The sequence below is a fragment of the Ilumatobacter fluminis genome (genome assembly GCF_004364865.1).
In the GTDB taxonomy this organism is placed as follows: domain Bacteria; phylum Actinomycetota; class Acidimicrobiia; order Acidimicrobiales; family Ilumatobacteraceae; genus Ilumatobacter; species Ilumatobacter fluminis.
This window is the reverse complement of the sequence record NZ_SOAU01000001.1, coordinates 23,394-38,777: the sequence shown is the minus strand read 5'-3', so window position 1 is coordinate 38,777 and position 15,384 is coordinate 23,394. Positions and strand designations below refer to the sequence as shown.

Annotated in this window: 17 protein-coding genes; 7 read left to right on the top strand and 10 right to left on the bottom strand. The window is 68.7% G+C overall.

Annotation, left to right across the window (positions count from 1 at the left end; translation table 11 throughout):
* Positions 1-32: 32 nt before the first annotated feature.
* From BDK89_RS00195 to BDK89_RS21510, 3 genes are all read right to left on the bottom strand, one after another.
* Complete coding sequence (locus BDK89_RS00195; RefSeq protein ID WP_133867029.1) at positions 33-1,004, bottom strand: 3'(2'),5'-bisphosphate nucleotidase; 972 nt, start codon at positions 1,002-1,004, stop codon at positions 33-35.
* Entirely contained in the window at positions 994-1,461 is a 468-nt protein-coding gene (locus BDK89_RS00190; protein ID WP_133867028.1) for an RrF2 family transcriptional regulator, read from the bottom strand. Before BDK89_RS00190 ends, BDK89_RS00195 begins: the two co-directional genes overlap by 11 nt.
* Before the next feature lie 133 nt (positions 1,462-1,594).
* Entirely contained in the window at positions 1,595-1,750 is a 156-nt protein-coding gene (locus BDK89_RS21510) for a DUF6131 family protein (RefSeq protein ID WP_166657268.1), read from the bottom strand.
* Positions 1,751-1,810: 60 nt separating this feature from the next.
* Between BDK89_RS21510 and BDK89_RS00185 the strand changes: the two genes are divergently transcribed.
* Both BDK89_RS00185 and BDK89_RS00180 read left to right on the top strand, forming a co-directional pair.
* The gene (locus BDK89_RS00185; RefSeq protein WP_133867027.1) at positions 1,811-2,278 is read left to right on the top strand and encodes a PPOX class F420-dependent oxidoreductase; all 468 of its coding nucleotides are present in this window, start codon (positions 1,811-1,813) and stop codon (positions 2,276-2,278) included.
* A 121-nt stretch (positions 2,279-2,399) separates the two neighbouring features.
* Complete coding sequence (locus tag BDK89_RS00180) at positions 2,400-3,185, top strand: alpha/beta fold hydrolase (protein WP_133867026.1); 786 nt, start codon at positions 2,400-2,402, stop codon at positions 3,183-3,185.
* 110 nt (positions 3,186-3,295) lie between these two features.
* On the opposite strand, the gene BDK89_RS00175 is transcribed toward BDK89_RS00180, so the two are convergent.
* From BDK89_RS00175 to BDK89_RS00165, 3 genes are read right to left on the bottom strand one after another with little or no spacing between them, the layout of a single operon-like run.
* On the bottom strand, positions 3,296-4,027 hold the full coding sequence (locus BDK89_RS00175) for an energy-coupling factor ABC transporter ATP-binding protein (RefSeq protein ID WP_133867025.1): 732 nt from the start codon (positions 4,025-4,027) through the stop codon (positions 3,296-3,298).
* The gene (gene cbiQ, locus BDK89_RS00170; protein WP_133867024.1) at positions 4,024-4,800 is read right to left on the bottom strand and encodes a cobalt ECF transporter T component CbiQ; all 777 of its coding nucleotides are present in this window, start codon (positions 4,798-4,800) and stop codon (positions 4,024-4,026) included. Before cbiQ ends, BDK89_RS00175 begins: the two co-directional genes overlap by 4 nt.
* Positions 4,800-5,795, bottom strand: a complete 996-nt coding sequence (locus tag BDK89_RS00165) for an energy-coupling factor ABC transporter permease (RefSeq protein WP_208293903.1) — start codon at positions 5,793-5,795, stop codon at positions 4,800-4,802. Before BDK89_RS00165 ends, cbiQ begins: the two co-directional genes overlap by 1 nt.
* Positions 5,796-6,018: 223 nt before the next feature.
* Between BDK89_RS00165 and BDK89_RS21505 the strand changes: the two genes are divergently transcribed.
* Entirely contained in the window at positions 6,019-6,429 is a 411-nt protein-coding gene (locus BDK89_RS21505; protein ID WP_166657267.1) for a Fur family transcriptional regulator, read from the top strand.
* Positions 6,430-6,460: 31 nt separating this feature from the next.
* Positions 6,461-7,081 (top strand): MSMEG_1061 family FMN-dependent PPOX-type flavoprotein, encoded by a 621-nt coding sequence (locus BDK89_RS00155; protein WP_133867021.1) that lies wholly within the window; start codon positions 6,461-6,463, stop codon positions 7,079-7,081.
* 25 nt (positions 7,082-7,106) lie between these two features.
* Here BDK89_RS00155 and heR read toward each other — a convergent pair whose 3' ends face one another.
* Positions 7,107-7,916: a heliorhodopsin HeR gene (gene heR, locus BDK89_RS00150; RefSeq protein ID WP_133867020.1), complete on the bottom strand. Its 810-nt coding sequence runs from the start codon at positions 7,914-7,916 to the stop codon at positions 7,107-7,109.
* A gap of 87 nt (positions 7,917-8,003) precedes the next feature.
* Here heR and BDK89_RS00145 point away from each other — a divergent pair, with 87 nt between their 5' ends.
* Both BDK89_RS00145 and BDK89_RS00140 read left to right on the top strand, forming a co-directional pair.
* Positions 8,004-8,834, top strand: a complete 831-nt coding sequence (locus tag BDK89_RS00145; RefSeq protein ID WP_133867019.1) for an enoyl-CoA hydratase — start codon at positions 8,004-8,006, stop codon at positions 8,832-8,834.
* A gap of 347 nt (positions 8,835-9,181) precedes the next feature.
* Positions 9,182-10,261: a hypothetical protein gene (locus tag BDK89_RS00140; RefSeq protein ID WP_133870914.1), complete on the top strand. Its 1,080-nt coding sequence runs from the start codon at positions 9,182-9,184 to the stop codon at positions 10,259-10,261.
* Between the two features lie 318 nt (positions 10,262-10,579).
* On the opposite strand, the gene BDK89_RS00135 is transcribed toward BDK89_RS00140, so the two are convergent.
* The 3 genes from BDK89_RS00135 to BDK89_RS00125 all read right to left on the bottom strand — a co-directional run bounded on the left by BDK89_RS00135 (position 10,580) and on the right by BDK89_RS00125 (position 14,554).
* A complete protein-coding gene (locus BDK89_RS00135; protein ID WP_133867018.1) occupies positions 10,580-11,308 on the bottom strand; it encodes an alpha/beta fold hydrolase in 729 nt (242 codons plus the stop codon).
* Between the two features lie 103 nt (positions 11,309-11,411).
* On the bottom strand, positions 11,412-13,841 hold the full coding sequence (locus BDK89_RS00130; protein ID WP_133867017.1) for an RCC1 domain-containing protein: 2,430 nt from the start codon (positions 13,839-13,841) through the stop codon (positions 11,412-11,414).
* Positions 13,842-14,005: 164 nt separating this feature from the next.
* The gene (locus tag BDK89_RS00125; protein WP_133867016.1) at positions 14,006-14,554 is read right to left on the bottom strand and encodes a shikimate kinase; all 549 of its coding nucleotides are present in this window, start codon (positions 14,552-14,554) and stop codon (positions 14,006-14,008) included.
* 97 nt (positions 14,555-14,651) lie between these two features.
* Between BDK89_RS00125 and BDK89_RS00120 the strand changes: the two genes are divergently transcribed.
* Complete coding sequence (locus tag BDK89_RS00120) at positions 14,652-15,380, top strand: MaoC family dehydratase (protein WP_133867015.1); 729 nt, start codon at positions 14,652-14,654, stop codon at positions 15,378-15,380.
* The last annotated feature ends 4 nt before the right edge of the window (positions 15,381-15,384 follow it).

The following is a 15,384-nucleotide window of genomic DNA, read 5'->3' as shown; positions in this document are numbered from 1 at the left end:
GGACGGCGTCGACGGCATCGACGATCGTGTCGTCAGGCCAGGACGTCGCGGACGACCTCGATCACCCGGTCGTGGAACCGTCCGTCGGTCGCGACGATGCCGCGGTTCTCCTCGAGGCGTCGACCGTGGCGGAAGTCGAGCGACGCGCCGTCGACGTCGGTGACGACACCGCCCGCCTGCTCGACGACGAACTTGCCGGCCGCGTGGTCCCAGATCTTCTCGCGATACCCGGGCCGGGTCGGGAGCCGCAGGTAGATCGACGCGTCACCTCGGGCGACGGCCGCGTACTTGCACTGACTGTCGATGCGGTACGGCTCGGCGACGATCCCGAGCCGCGACGCGATCTCGGCGGCGTCGTCGTGGCTCGAGTGGCCGGACTCGACCGACTCGCAGAATCGAGCCTCGGCGAGCGTCGCCGGTTCGGCCACCCCCACCCGGACCGGATCGGTCGCCCCGGCCGGGTAGGCGACCGCCTCGCCGCCGGACGCGACGAAGACGGCACCGGTGGAACCGTCGGGATTGGGGAGATTGGGGCAGCCGAGCACACCCAACACGACCTCGCCGTCCTCGATGAGGGCGAGCGCGATCGCGTACTGGTCGCCGCGCAGGAAGCCCTTCGTGCCGTCGATCGGGTCGAGGGTCCAGTACCGGTCGGACCGCCCGTCGGAGCCGCCGACGCCGATCCAGTCGAGCACTTGTCCGGCCGCGACATCGTGGCCCAACTGTGTCGACACGAGCGCGGTCACGCCGTCACGCAGGCTGGCCTGATCGTCGCTCGCCAGATCGGCCGGGTCTTCCTCGCCGACGAGTTCGATCGAACCGAGCCGATCGGTCAACGCCTCGACGACGACGGCTTGCGCCGCGAAGTCGGCGACCGTCACCGGGCTGTCGTCGCCCTTGGTGAGCGTCTCCCCGGCGACGAGCCGACCCTGGGCTGCGGAGCACAGCGTGGCAGCGCTCCGAACGGCGTGGAGAGCGGCGTTGCGTTCGAGATCAGTGACCAAAGCGTTCCTCGGTGGTTCGTCGGTACTCGGCGGCGAGTTCGTTCACCGCGTCGGGGAGGCGGTGCTCGACGAGATCGGCCACGGTGACGGTCTCCAGCACGCGACGCAAACTGCCGCGGATCGCCATCCAGACCTGGGGCAGGTCTTCTGCCGGGGCGGGGTACGACAGCCCTCGCAGGCTCTCGTCGTGGACGTCGGCCAATGGCCCGTCGACGGCTCGGAACACGTCGGCGAGCGAGATGTCGGTCGCCGACCGGCTCAGGGTGAACCCGCCGTCGGGGCCTCGTTTCGACCGGACGAGTTCGGCGCGCTTGAGGTCGCGCAGGATGTCGAGCAGGTACTTGAGCGAGATGTCCTGGTGCGACGAGATCGACTCGGCCTTGACCGGCGCGCCGTCGCCGACCGCGAGTTCGGCCATCGCCCGCACGGCGTTGTCGACCCGCTCGGAGATCCGCATGTGCGCCGACGCTACCCGCCTGCCGGCACGAACGCCCGGACGCGAACCGGGTCGGGTGCCGTGGGGAACGACGACGCAGTCGACGTTCCCCACGATCACCCGACCCGGTTCAGGTCAGTTGGTTCGGTACGGGTCAGTAGTAGTGCGCTCGGCCGCCGATGCTCCGGCCCATCGCGCCGAGCACCCACAGGACCAGACCGATGACGGCCAGGATGATGCCGATGGTGTACAGCACGGGGATCGAGAGCAACGCCCCGAGGATGATGAGGATGACTCCCAAGATGATCATGGGATGTCGATACCCCTGACACGTCGCCGTGAAACCGTCCGAGCGGCTACAACGGACGGCATGGTTTCGATCGCCACCAACCGCCGAGTCGACCGCGACGAGCTGCTCGAGTTCGTCCGTCCACGCCACCACGGTGTCCTGCACACCTTCCGCCGCGACGGCTGGCCGCAATCGTCGCTCGTGACGATGGGGCTGTCGAGCGACGACCACATCGTCGTGTCGAGCTACCCCGAACGCGCCAAGGTGCACAACATCCGCCGCGACCCGCGCGCGTCGATCATGGTCATGTCGAACGAGTTCGACGACGAGTGGGTGCAGGTCGAGGGCGCCGCCGAGGTGATCGACCTCCCCGACGCCCTCGACGGTCTGGTCGACTACTTCCGGGTCATCTCCGGCGAGCATTCCGACTGGGACGACTACCGCGCCGCGATGGAACGTCAGGGCAAGTGCCTGATCCGCATCTCCGTCGACCGCTGGGGCCCCATCGCAAAGGGCGGCTTCCCGCCGCGCCTCGCCAACCCCGACTGACGGTCGGATGATGTCAGACATCATCCGACGTCCATCAGCTCGGGCGTTTCAGGACCCGGTCGGATGATGTCTGACATCAACCGACCTGGTCCGGCCGCATGCGTGTAATACGGTTCGCGGGATGGGGACAGCACAGGTCAACGGGGTCACGGTTCACTACGACGACACGGGCGGTGACGGCCCGGCGGTGCTGTTCAGCCACGGCTTCCTGATGGACCGGTCGATGTTCGACCGGCAGGTGGAGGCGCTCGGCGGTGACTACCGCTGCGTCCGCTGGGACGAGCGCGGCTTCGGTGGCACGGCGGCAACCGGTGAGTTCAGCTACTGGGACTCGGCCGACGACGCCGTCGCCTTGCTCGACCACCTCGAGATCGACGAGGCCGTCTTCGTCGGCATGTCGCAGGGCGGCTTCTTGTCACTGCGCGCCGCGCTCGCCCACCCCGATCGGGTGCGAGCCGTGGTGCTGATCGACTCGGCGGCCGACACCGACGACGAGGAAACGCTCGACGGCTACCGCGGCATGCTCCACGTGTTCGGCAACGGCACCGACGAGGAACGGGCCGGCGTGTTCCAGATCGTGGCCGGCCTGATCCTCGGCGACGAGCAACTCGCCGAGGAATGGATCCCGAAGTGGCAGGCGATCGACCCGTCGCAGCTCACCCTCGCCGGCGGGGCGCTCCTGAACCGGGACGACATCTCCGACCGGGCCGGCGAGATCCGCTGCCCGGTCATGTCGATCCACGGCACCGACGATCAGGCGATCGCACTCCAGCGGGCGCTGGCGCTCGCCGCCACGCTGCCCGACCACCGCGGCGTCATCGAGGTCGAGGGTGCCGCACACGCCCCCAACATGACCCACCCCGACACCGTCAACCCCGCCCTGCGAACCTTCCTCGACTCCCTCTGACACCGTCGGATGAGGTCAGACCCCATCCGACGGATGATGTCAGACATCATCCGACGTCGATCAGCTCGGCGTTTCACGACCCCGTCGGATGATGTCTGACATCATCCGACTCAGGTGATGGTGTAGCCGAAGGGGAGCTCGAGGCGGTGGGTGGCGAGGAGGGCGTCGTCGGCGAGGAGTGACCGGGTGGAACCGTCGGCGACGACCCGGCCGCCGTCGAGGATCACGGCCCTCGGGCACGTCGCCAAGGCGAACGGCAGGTCGTGGGTGACGATCAGCTGGGTCTGCTCCAGCCCGACCAACAGCTCCGACAACTCGCGGCGACCCACCGGGTCGAGTCCGGATGTCGGTTCGTCGAGCACCAACACGTCGGGGTCCATCGCCAGCACCGTGGCGAGCGCAGCACGCCGCTTCTCGCCGCCGCTCAGGTGATGCGGTGTACGCGGCCCGAGGTCGGCGGCTCCGACCGACTCCAACGCGTCGGCGACGCGTCGTTCGCGTTCGTCACCGTCGATACCGAGGTTGGCCGGACCGAACGCAACGTCGTCGTGCACGCTGTGCATGAACAACTGGTCGTCGGCGTCCTGGAACACGAGGCCGACCCGACGGCGGACCTCGCGCAGGTGATCGGCGTCGACCGGTGCATTACCGATGCGGATCTCGCCGTGCTGCAGTTCGAGCAGACCGTTGAGGTGCAGCACCAGTGTGGTCTTGCCCGAACCGTTCGGTCCGAGCACGGCGACTCGCTCGCCCGACGAGACCGACAGGTCGAGATCGTCGAGCACCCGGTGGTGTGTGCCGGGATACCGGAACGCGAGGCCGGTGATCGTCACGTCACTCACGCCAACACCACCGTGAGCAGGGCGGCCGCTGCGATCGCCGCCGGAATCAGTGCGATCGGCCAGTCGGTAAGCGGCGTGGGTCGCTCGTCGAGATCGGGCATCCGCCCGTCGAAGCCGCGGGCGAGCATCGCCTGGTGCACCCGCTCGCCACGTTCGTAGGAGCGGACGAAGAGGGTGCCCGACGACGAGGCGATCGGGCCGACCTGCCAGAGCCAGCGTGGGTCGTGGCAGCGGGCGACCATCGCCTGCCGCATCCGACGCAGCTGGTCGACGATGAGGTCGAGGTAGCGGAACATGAACGCGACGATGCCGACGATCACCGACGGCACCCGCAGCTCCGACAACGCCCGCACCACGTCGGGGACCGGCGTCGTGGCGGCGAAGACGATGGCCGCGGTGGCACCGAGGAGGGCCTTCGATGCGACACCGAATGCCGCCCACAGACCGTCTTCCGACAGCGACATCCCGAGCACGTCGACCTGTTCGCCGGTCCCGATGAACGGCACGATCGCCGCGAAGACGAGGAACGGCACGATCACGACGAGTCGCGACAGGACGAGACGGATCGGCAGCCGTGCGATCACGACGAGCGCGATCACGACTGCGCCGTACACGGCGAACGCGGCGACATCACGGCGCGGGGTGAGCGCGACGGTGGAGACGAACGCGACGAGTCCGATCAGCTTCGGTGCGGGTGCGAGTCGGTGGATGCGACTCGTGCCCGGGACATGGAGGTGGGCGTGCCCCGGTGAGTGGGCCCGGCCGCCCGCCATCAGGCGGCCAGACGTCGGCCGGGTCGTCTCGTCGCGACGACGATGCCGTAGCCGACGAGCAGCGTGAGCGCGACACCGGCGAGACCGGCGACCGCCAGGCTGACCGTCTCGTTGTCGATACCGGTCGTCGCGTAGTCGGCGAAGATGCTGTCGGCGATCGCGTGCTCCTCCGCGGAGCTCTCGAATCCCTCGTCGATCGCGACGCGCTCGAGACCGTCGGGGTCGTCGACGGCGAACTGGCTGACGACGGCAGCGAAGAAGACCGCGACGAGCAATCCGCCGAGCACGAAGGCGCGCACCCCGACCGGACGGCGGTCGGAGACGGCGTCGATGTCGAGATCGCGTGCGCCGACGACCAGGTCGGGTCGGGTGGCGAGCACGGCCGACACCATGAGCGCGCTCAGCACGCCTTCACCGATGCCGATCAGGGCGTGCACACCGACCATGGCGGTGAAGACGGTGTCGAACGGAACCGGTGCCGATGCACCGAACAGCCACTCGATCGAGAACGCCATCGACGACAGCACGACCGAGGCAGCAGCGGCGAGCCCGGTGCCGACGACCACGCCGGACGCGTTGGCGGGCAGCACCTTGCGGAACAGCTTGTAGAGCGCCCAGCCACCGAACGCAGGAACGATCGCCATGTTGAGCACGTTGTACCCGAGCGCCGTCAACCCACCGTCGGCGAAGAGCAGGGCCTGCACGACCACGACGACGCTGACGACCAGCGTGCCGACGTGGGGCCCGAGCAGGATCGCGGCGAGCGCCCCGCCGAGCAGGTGACCGGACGTGCCCGACGCGACGGGGAAGTTGAACATCTGGGCGGCGAACACGAACGCGGCGGTGATACCGGCGAGCGGTACCTGGCGGTCGCCGAGTTCGTCCTTGGCGGCGCGCAGGCACAGGGCGAGGATCGCGACGCTGATGACCGCGGTCGCGGCGGCGACGGCAGGCTCGAGGAAGCCGTCGGGGGCGTGCATGGCGAACAGAGTCATCGTGAGAACACCTTCTTCGGGTGCGGATCTCGGGGGTCGACCCGCACTCCGGCGAGCGTACGCAGACCACCCCGTTGTTGCAAATCACTCGCAACAACGGTCGGATGATGTCAGCCATCATCCGACGTCGACCAGCTCGGGCCCGTCACGACCGTGTCGGATGATGTCAGACATCATCCGAACCATCCGTGCAGCGGGGGCGTGGCGGCCTACGCTCGGCGAGATGGAGCTGGAGGCGACGTTGCGCGAGCACGGGCATCGGGTCACGCGGCCTCGCAGCGTCGTCTGGCAGGTGCTCGCCGACACCGACGGGCACCTCAACGCACTCGAGATCACCGAACGGGTGCAGTCGCTCGATCCGGGGATCAACCAGTCGTCGATCTATCGCACGCTGGCGCTGTTCACCGAGATCGAACTCGTCCGCGAGTCGCGCCTCGGCGACGCCGCCACGTGGGAACGGGCCCACGGCGATGCCGTCATCCACCTCGTGTGCGACCGGTGCGGTGCCGTGTACCACCACCACGCGCCCAGCATCGAACGACTCCGACGCGAGCTCGGCGGCCACGCCGACTTCGTCACCGACGCGATCGACGTCCGGGTCACCGGACACTGCAGCCGCTGCAGCGTCGGCTGACCGCTGCGACCCTGCGCGGTAGCGTCGGCGCATGAGCACCGCCGACGACCGAGGCCTCGTCCGTTCGATCGAGCAGCTCGAGGAGCTGTATCCGTGGCGCGAGGGGATGGAGCGCAAGGTCACCCCGACGATCACGCCCGAGCAGGCCCGCTACGTGGAGGAGTCACCGTTCGTCGTCGTCGCCACGGTCGGGCCCGAGGGCGTCGACTGTTCGCCGCGCGGCGATCCTGCCGGATTCGTCCGCATCGTCGACGAACGCACCCTGATGATGCCCGACCGGCGCGGCAACAACCGGGTCGACACCCTCCGCAACATCGTCCGTGACGGTCGGGTCGCTCTGCTGTTCTTCGTGCCCGGCATCGGTGTGACACTGCGGGTCAACGGCACCGCTCGACTGCTCACCTGCCCGGCGCTGCGCGCATCGTTCGCGATGGACGACAAGGTGCCGACGTCGATCATCGAGGTGGCGGTCGGCGAGGTGTACACCCAATGCCCGAAAGCGTTGGTGCGGTCCGACCTCTGGAACGCCGAGCACCGGACCCACGACGACGTGCCGACGGTCGGCCAGGTGATGGCCGGGATCGTCGACACGTTCGACGGCGACGCCTACGACGCCGGCTATCCCGAACACATGGCACGCACCATCTACTGACGGTTGCGACCGGCTCCCGACGGGGTCAGTCGATCAGGACGTTGGCGAAGATCTGCCAGGCAAGGGCGGTCTTGGCGACGAGGCTGAGCACGCCGTACGTGCGCTCGCCGACCAGGTAGTCGCTCCACTTGCCGACTCGCTTGTACTGCAGCCACTGATTGACGGCGAAGCAGTTGAACAGGACGAACAGCGACACGAGGATGCCCCAGACGAACGCCGGCGGACCCTCGTCGGTCTTGTTGATGGCGTAGCCCAGATTGGCGGCGATCGCGATCCACGGCGCAGCACCGGCGATGCAACCGAACCAGAACGGTCCCCACCAGACCGTGTCGGTATCGGGGCGGTTGACGACTTCCATGACCCATCCGAACAGGATCATGGCGATGTTCGCAGCAGCGATCGCGATCAGAGCGGCGACGTCGGTGATGCCGGTGATCGTGGCGATGATGACGATCATCAACGTGGCCGACATCGAGTATTCGACCCAACGGAACCGGTTGCGTCCGTGCTCGAGTTCGCTGCGGTACTTCGACGCTCCGGGCGGCAGCGCCACGATCAGATGGAACAGCGCCGACAGGAACGCGAACGCTGCGACGGCGGGGCCGAGCGGGTACTCCCAGACCGTGCTCACGGTGCCCGATTCCGGGTCGGTCCCCGGGGGGCCGCCGATCGAGAACGAGCTGATACCGATCTCGAACCCGTTGTTCAGAACGAGCATCAGCACGCCGGACGTGGCGTGGAGTGCCGCGAGCGCGAGGTTCGTGATGCGGAGGCGGCCGAACTGTTGGTCGGTGACCTCCACGGTGGGGGCGTCGTGGTCAAGGCGCGTCGACATGCAGGCGGAGTGCCCGTCACACATCCGGCTGAAACCTGTCACCCGCCCGGCACGCCCGCCGGTCGCCCGGTCGACCACACTTCGGAGATGAGCGACTGGGAGCACATCAGGTACGAACGACCGGCCGATCGGGTCGCCCGCATCGTGTTGGCGCGGGCCGAGGCGGCGAACGCCCAGGACTATCGGATGCTGTCGGAGCTCAACGAGGCGTTCGACCGGGCGGCCCGCGACGACGAGGTGCGAGCCATCGTGTTGGCCGCCGACGGCAACCACTTCTCGTCGGGACACGACCTGCGAGCCGGCACGAGCATGGACGGCATCGACCCGGTCGGCACGTGGTGCTGCTTCGACCAGCCCGGTGCCGAGGGCTACATGGCGACCGAGGCCGAGATGTACGTCGGGCTGTGCTGGCGCTGGCGCAACCTGCCGAAGCCCACCATCGCGCAGGTGCAGGGCAAGGTGATCGCCGGCGGCCTGATGCTGGTGTGGCCGATGGACCTGGTGGTCTGTTCGGAGGACGCCACGTTCTCCGACCCGGTCGTCGCGTTCGGCGTCAACGGCCACGAGTACTTCACACACCCGTTCGAAGCCGGTGCCCGGTTGGCGAAGGAGATGCTGTTCACCGGACGGGCGATCACCGCCGAGGAGGCGTTGCGGCACGGCATGGTGAACAAGGTCGTCGCCCGCGACGAGTTGGAGTCGGCGACGTTGGCGATGGCCGAGCACATCGCCAAACGTCCGTCGATCGGGCTCACGCTGGCGAAGCAGTCGGTCAACAACGCCCTCGACGCAATGGGGATGTACACGGCGATCCAGTCGGCGTTCGGCCTGCATCACGTGGGCCACAACCACAACCTCCGCCTCCACGACAGCCTCGTCGACCCCGCCGGCCTCCAAGTCATCCGCGACGAAGCCTGACACCCCACACCCACCGGGTCAGGTGCCAGAGGTGACGACTCGCCCCCTGGGCGAGGCGTTACCGGCGGTCACCTGACCCGGGGTCCTGTGGCTTGGCCCGGCGACTCGTTCCCTTCGGTTCGCGCACCCGTCCCGGGTCAGGTGATCGCCGGTAACGGCTCGTTCCTCGCCGTCACCTCTGACACCTGACCCGAAGCACACTCGTCTCGCCGTCACCTCTGACACCTGACCCGAAGCACACTCGTACCTTGCCGTTCCGTACGACACCCGACCCGGATGTCCTCGACGCCGGCCGCGCTCAACTCCTGGCGGATCTCGCCGATACTGCACCTGTGCGGGGTCTTGCCGTGGTTGCGTTCGTCGTCGCCCTGGGGGCGACCGTTGCGGCCGCGCCCTCGCGCATCGACGAGCCGGCGCGGGTGACCGAACACGCCGTCCGCGTCGTCGACGACACGGTCGGCAGCCCCGGCAATCCGAACGGGGTGCCCCTCCCGGCGAGCGCCCGGCCGGTCGACGTCTCCCGCCCCGATCACGTGATCGGCACCGGCACCCCGACGGGCTGCACCTCGCAGGCCGTCGTGTCGGCGGTCGCGGCCGGTGGCGTCATCACGTTCGACTGCGGGCCCGACCCGGTGACGATCACGATGCAGGCGACCGCCAAGGTCGTCAACAACCGGCCGAACATCGTGCTCGACGGAGGCGGACTCGTGACCTTGAGCGGTGCCGACCAGCGCCGCATCCTCTACATGAACACCTGCGATCAAGCCCAGGTGTGGACCACCCCACACTGCCAGAACCAGGATCATCCGACCCTCACCATCCAGCGGATGGGGTTCACCCGCGGCAACAGCACCGGACAGAACGTCGACGGCGGTGGCGGCGGTGCCGTGTTCGTTCGCGGCGGACGCGTGAAGGTGCTGGAGTCGACGTTCACGAACAACCGGTGCGACCCGGTCGGCCCCGATGTCGGCGGCGGCGCGCTGCGCGTGTTGAGCCAGTACGACGGCCTCCCCGTGATCGTGGCCACGAGCACGTTCACCGATAACCGCTGTTCGAACGGCGGTGCGCTCTCGAGCATCGGCGTGTCGTGGCAGGTCATCAACTCGGTGTTCACCGGCAACCGGACGACCGGTGACGGGGCGAACCCGGCCCAGCCCGGCACGCCCGGCGGTGGCAACGGTGGGGCGATCGCGCTCGACGGCAACCGGTACACGCTCGACGTGATCGGCACCTCGATCGTCGACAACCTGGCGGGCGAGGGCGGCGGCGCGATCTTCTTCGTGTCGAACAACCGGACGGGCAACCTGCGGATCGACCGGTCGGAGCTGCGCGGCAACCCGAGTCTGGGCTTCGAGACCCAGGGCTTCCCCGGCATCTTCTACCTCGGCAGCGGCCCCATCCAGGTCACCGACTCCGTCATCCGGTAACCCCCGGACACGCGAGTCGGGTACGCGGGTCAGGTCCGCGGGTCAGGTGCCAGAGGTGACGGGTGAGGCGCAGCCGAACCCGTTACCGGCGGTCACCTGACTCCGGGGTCCTGTGGTGTGGCCCGACAACTCGTTCCCTCGGGTTCGCGCGCCGACCCCGGGTCAGGTGATCGACGGTAACGGCTCGTTCCTCGCCGTCACCTCTGACACCTGACCCGACGCACCCTCGTTCCTCGCCGTCACCTCTGACATTTGACCCGGAGCACGCTCGTTCCTCGCCGTCACCTCTGACACCTGACCCGACTCCCGGACTGGGTGCTAGTGGGCGGCGAGGAAGGTGCGGACCTGGTCGGGGAAGGCGGCGAGGGCGTCGCCTTCCTTCCAGGTCTCGACGAAGGTGACGTCGGGCGCGACGTCGGCGATCGTGCGCGACGTCGACTGGGGGTGGTAGAGGTCGTTCCCCATCGCCACCAACAGCGGTGTGTCGGTGACCGCCATGTCGTCGGTGGTCGCGGTGAGCACGAAGTCGCCGTCCCACATGTTGCTGCGGAACGAGTCCCACGTCGATCGGTCGACGTCACCGTGCGTCTCGGTCTTCATGTCGACCCACGCGTCGAACATCTCGTAGAACGCCTGGCGGTTGCTGCCGTCGGGTTCGATGCCGACCGGCTGCAGCATGACCGCCGACCGGAAGCGGTCGGGCGCGGCTCGGAGCAGGCCCGCGATGTACGGACCGCCGATGCACATGCCGAGCACGTGGCACTGCTCGACTCCCAGATGGTCGAGGAGCGCGAGCTGGTCGTCGCGCATCGTGTCCCAGCCGTCGTCGGGCGTCACCGGGGCGTGCGACCGCCCGGCGTTGCGCTGGTCCATCCCGATCAGCCGATAGGTGTCGGACAGTTCGCTGCGCGGGTTGAACGGCATGTCGTTCCAGATCGCGTTCGCGGAACGCATGCCGCCGGGTGCGATGAGGAGGACGGGGACACCGTCGTCGGGTCCTTCGAGGTCGTAGGCGATCGTCGCGTCGCCGCAGGTGAACTCAGCCATCCCCCTGGTCTAGTCGCCCCCGACCAGGAGGTTGTGACCGATCTCCGAACGCTTCGCTCGGTCGGTGAACTGCCGCAGCCGTTGCCGCTGGCGCTGTGGGCCGTCAGTCGGCGAGCCAGCTCTGGACGAATCCTGGGTTGCGCTGGCCGGCGCCGCTGTCGGTCGGGAAGCCGAGCCGGTAGTTGAAGTTGCCGCCGGCGCACATCGCAAAGCCGTCGTCGAGCAGCCAGCAGGCAGTCCCGTCGCTGGTCGCGTCGACGCTCACGGCATCGCCCGACAGGGGAGCAGTCCACCACAGCGGCGCATCGGAGTCGGGGTTGTCCGGCCCGAACCCGCGATAAGCGCCCCAGCAGATCGATGCACCCGCGTCGGTCACGGCGCAGTTGTTCTTCTGCCCACCGCTCACCTGCACGGCGCCGCTCACGTTCTTCACCTGCACGGCGTGACTCCGCTCGGCGGTCGTCCCGTCGCCGAGCTGTCCGTAGAAGTTGGAGCCCCAGCACCAGACCGTGCCGTTCGTCCGCACGGCGCAGAATCCGGAGGCACGCCCATCGATCGAGTCGACTCCGGCGAGCGGGCTCGTCGCTGCAGCGTCGGTCATCACGACACCACCGTTGTCGCCGTCGCCGTCGCCGAGGAAGCTGTAGATCCCGTCGGCGGCGAACCCCCAGCAGAGGACCGACTCGTCGTCGAGCAGTGCGCACGTCGAGTCATTGCTGACAGCGATGTCGTCGACGGTGCGTCCAGGCGGAATGACCGTCACGGGGGCGGGGGTGCTCGTCGTCGTCGTCCCGCCCGTACCGAGGGCGTCGTACGCCGCACGCCCCCAGCAGTAGGCCGTGCCGGTCGAGTCGAGGGCGCAGCTGTGGCGGGCACCGGTGACGATCTTGGTCAGGTTGTCGAGCTTGCCGCTGCCCGACGTCCCGACGACCGGATTCGGGCCCGCCATGACGCCGTCGTCACCGGAGAACGGCTTCCCGTCGCCGCGCTCGCCGTTGGTGCCCTGGCCCCAACACACCGCCGTGGCGTCTTCGAGGAGGGCGCAGCCGCGGTAGCCGTAGAGCGACACCTCGATGACGTTCGACAGGTTGGGAACCCGATACGGGTACACGCTCGGCTGCTCCTGCGTGCTGTTGTCGCGCAGCGCGGTGAAGCCCGGCAACGCCTCGTACAGGTTGTGCCCCCAGCAGATCACGCCACCGTCGCTGTCGACGCCGCACCCGATGTTGCCGCTGTGGGCCACCTGGGTGAACCCCGGCGACGGCGGCGGCACGTAGCCGTTCACGTCGACGATCAGGTGCGTCTCGGCGAGGGTGAAGATGCAGATCTGCCCGTTGCCGTCGAGGCTGATCTTCGACAGCGCCGCGTTGGGACGCGCCGTTCCCGCGACATAGTTCACATTGCTCGACCCGGGCTGCGGCTCGTCGCACGGCCACACGGTCAGGTGCCCGTTCCCGGACGGATTCACCGCTGTCACGTTGATGTACGCAGCGACTGCGGCATCGGGAATCCCGCATCGCCCGGCGATCGTGACGGCATACACCGAACCGGCCGCCTGGCGGCCGGCACCGAGGAACAGCCCGTCGAACGTCCGCCCACCTTGCTCGGGCGGCCGCGTGTCGGCGCATCGTGCCGGTTCGATCGCCGTCCGGTTTCCGCCCGCCGGGAGATAGGCGTTCACGTCGGCGATCAGGTCGGCGTCGGCGTGGGTGTAGATGCACACGTGCCCGTCATCGGAGACGGTCGCGAGCACCGAGTTCGGGACCGTCTGGTTGGTCACGTAGTTCAGATTCGACACCTCGGGGACCGAGTCGGTGCACGGGTACACGGTGAAGTGCCCGGGACCGCCCGGCCGAATCGCGGTCACGTTCAAGAACACGGCCTCGGCCGTCGTCGGAACCTCGTCTCCCTCTTGGCCGCGATCCCACACCTTGAACTTGACGCTCGTGCCGCCGGCGACGCGGCCGATCCCCTCGTACTGATGATCGACGGTGACGCGATCGGCGACCTTGCGGGTCTCGACCAGGCGGGCCGGCTCGACCGGGATCGGCGCCGCTCCGGCGGGCACGTAGCCGGACACGTCGACGACGATGTCGACGGCGGCATGACTGAAGATGCACACCTTGCCCGACGCCGACAGCTTCGCGACGACACTGTTCGCCACCGCGCCGCCCGGCACGTAGTTGACGTTCGACGATTCAGGGACCTGCTCGGTACACGGGTAGACGGTCAGGTGGCCGTCGGCGCCGGGGTTCACGGCGGTCACGTTCAGGTAGGCAGCGCTCGCGTCGGGGTCGACTCCGCCGCGGCCGGCGACGTCGAGCGGCACGATTCCACCGGCGGGAACGCGCCCGTACCGATCGAACTTGCCGTCGACCGTCGGTGACGCCTGGTTCGTGCGAGTCTCGAGCAAACGGGCCGGCGGCACTGCGACGATGTTCCCATCGTCAGCGGCGGCGTCGGCTGGGGTCGGCGCCGCGAGCACGGCGACCGTGGCGCCCAGGGCGAGTGCTGAGGCGACGAGCGACGCCATCCGGTGACGGGTACGAGTGTCTCCCATTTCATCATCTCAGCACACGCCCGGTCGGCTTCGCGCCGAATAACGTCAGCACGCTCGACGAGCGTGCGACGACGTGCGTCCGCAATGCACTCGTTGCGCGACGGCGCCGGGTCGACCAGCGCAGCAGTTGCGAGCGCTCAGGTGGGGCGGCGTGTGTCGTCGGCCGTCACGTGGTCGACGAGCGCCACGATCTCGTCGGCAATCTGGTTCGGCCAACGGTCGTCGGTGGCGACCTGATGGAAGCGGGCGTAGGCGGCGGACCGTTCGGCGAGCAGTTCGGCGATTCGGGAGCGGACGTCGGTCCCGGCGAACATCGGGCGGGACTCGGCGGCACGGTCGCCACCGACGCGCAGGAAGATCGTGTCGGGGGTCGCCGTGAGGGCAACGACGACGTGGTGGCGCTCGAACACGTCGGCGTTGACCGGGTCGACGAGCATGCGGCCGCCCGTGGAGACGACGAGGCCGTCACGCTCGGCGAGTTCCGCGGCGACCTCGCGTTCGAGCGTCCGGAAGTGGTTTTCGCCGTGCTCGGCGAAGATCTCGGTGATCGGGCCGTGACGGTCGACGATGATCGCGTCGGTGTCGACGAACTCGTAGCCGAGCCGTTCGGCGAGGACGCGTCCGACGGTGGTCTTGCCGGTGCCCATGAAGCCCGTCAGCACCACGCTCGGCCGTCGATCGCCCATCCCGCCGGAGGGTAGCCGAGCCCACCCGCCCGGACCCTGGCGTCACCGCTGACACCTGACCCGGAGCGGACCCAGGGCGTGCCGTACGGTGGGCGACATGACGGAGCCGAAGTCGTGGGCGGTGTTGGCGCAGAACCTGCCCGAGCATGCGGGCAACCGGATCCACACCGACGAGGGTGCCCGCGAGGCCGGGTTCCCGTCGGCGCTGGTCGCCGGGGTCACCACCTACGCCTACCTCACGCATCCGCTCGTCGCCGCGTGGGGGATCGACTGGGTCGCTCGCGGCGGCGCTTCGGTGCGGTTCCGCGCACCCGTCTTCGCGCAGCGCACCATCGACCTCGTCCCGCGGCCGAACGACGACGACACCTACACCGTCACCGCCGTCGACCCGGCCGAGGAGCAGAACCCACGTGCCCTGATCGAAGCATGGCGCGACTCGGGTGCCGCGACCGACATCCGCGCCGGCGAGGCGCTCGACACCCGCCAGTTCGTCCTCGACGGCGAGTTCGGTCCCGACTACGGCTCCCGCGCCGGTGACGACCTTGCGCTGTACGAAGGCAGCGAGCTCGTCCACCCGGCGGTGTGGCCGGCGATCGCCAACCGGATCTTCTCGACCGATCTGGTCCGCGGATCGTGGATCCACACGCGCAGCGTCATCCGACACCATGGCGTGGCTCGTCGCGGTGACACCGTCGACGTCACCGCCAACGTCATCGACCGGTTCGAGCGACACGGCGAACGCGCCGTCGTCGACATCCGGATCGGGTTACGCGGGCGACCGATCGCCTCGGTCGAACACGAGGCGATCATCGCCCTCCCCGACTGACGCG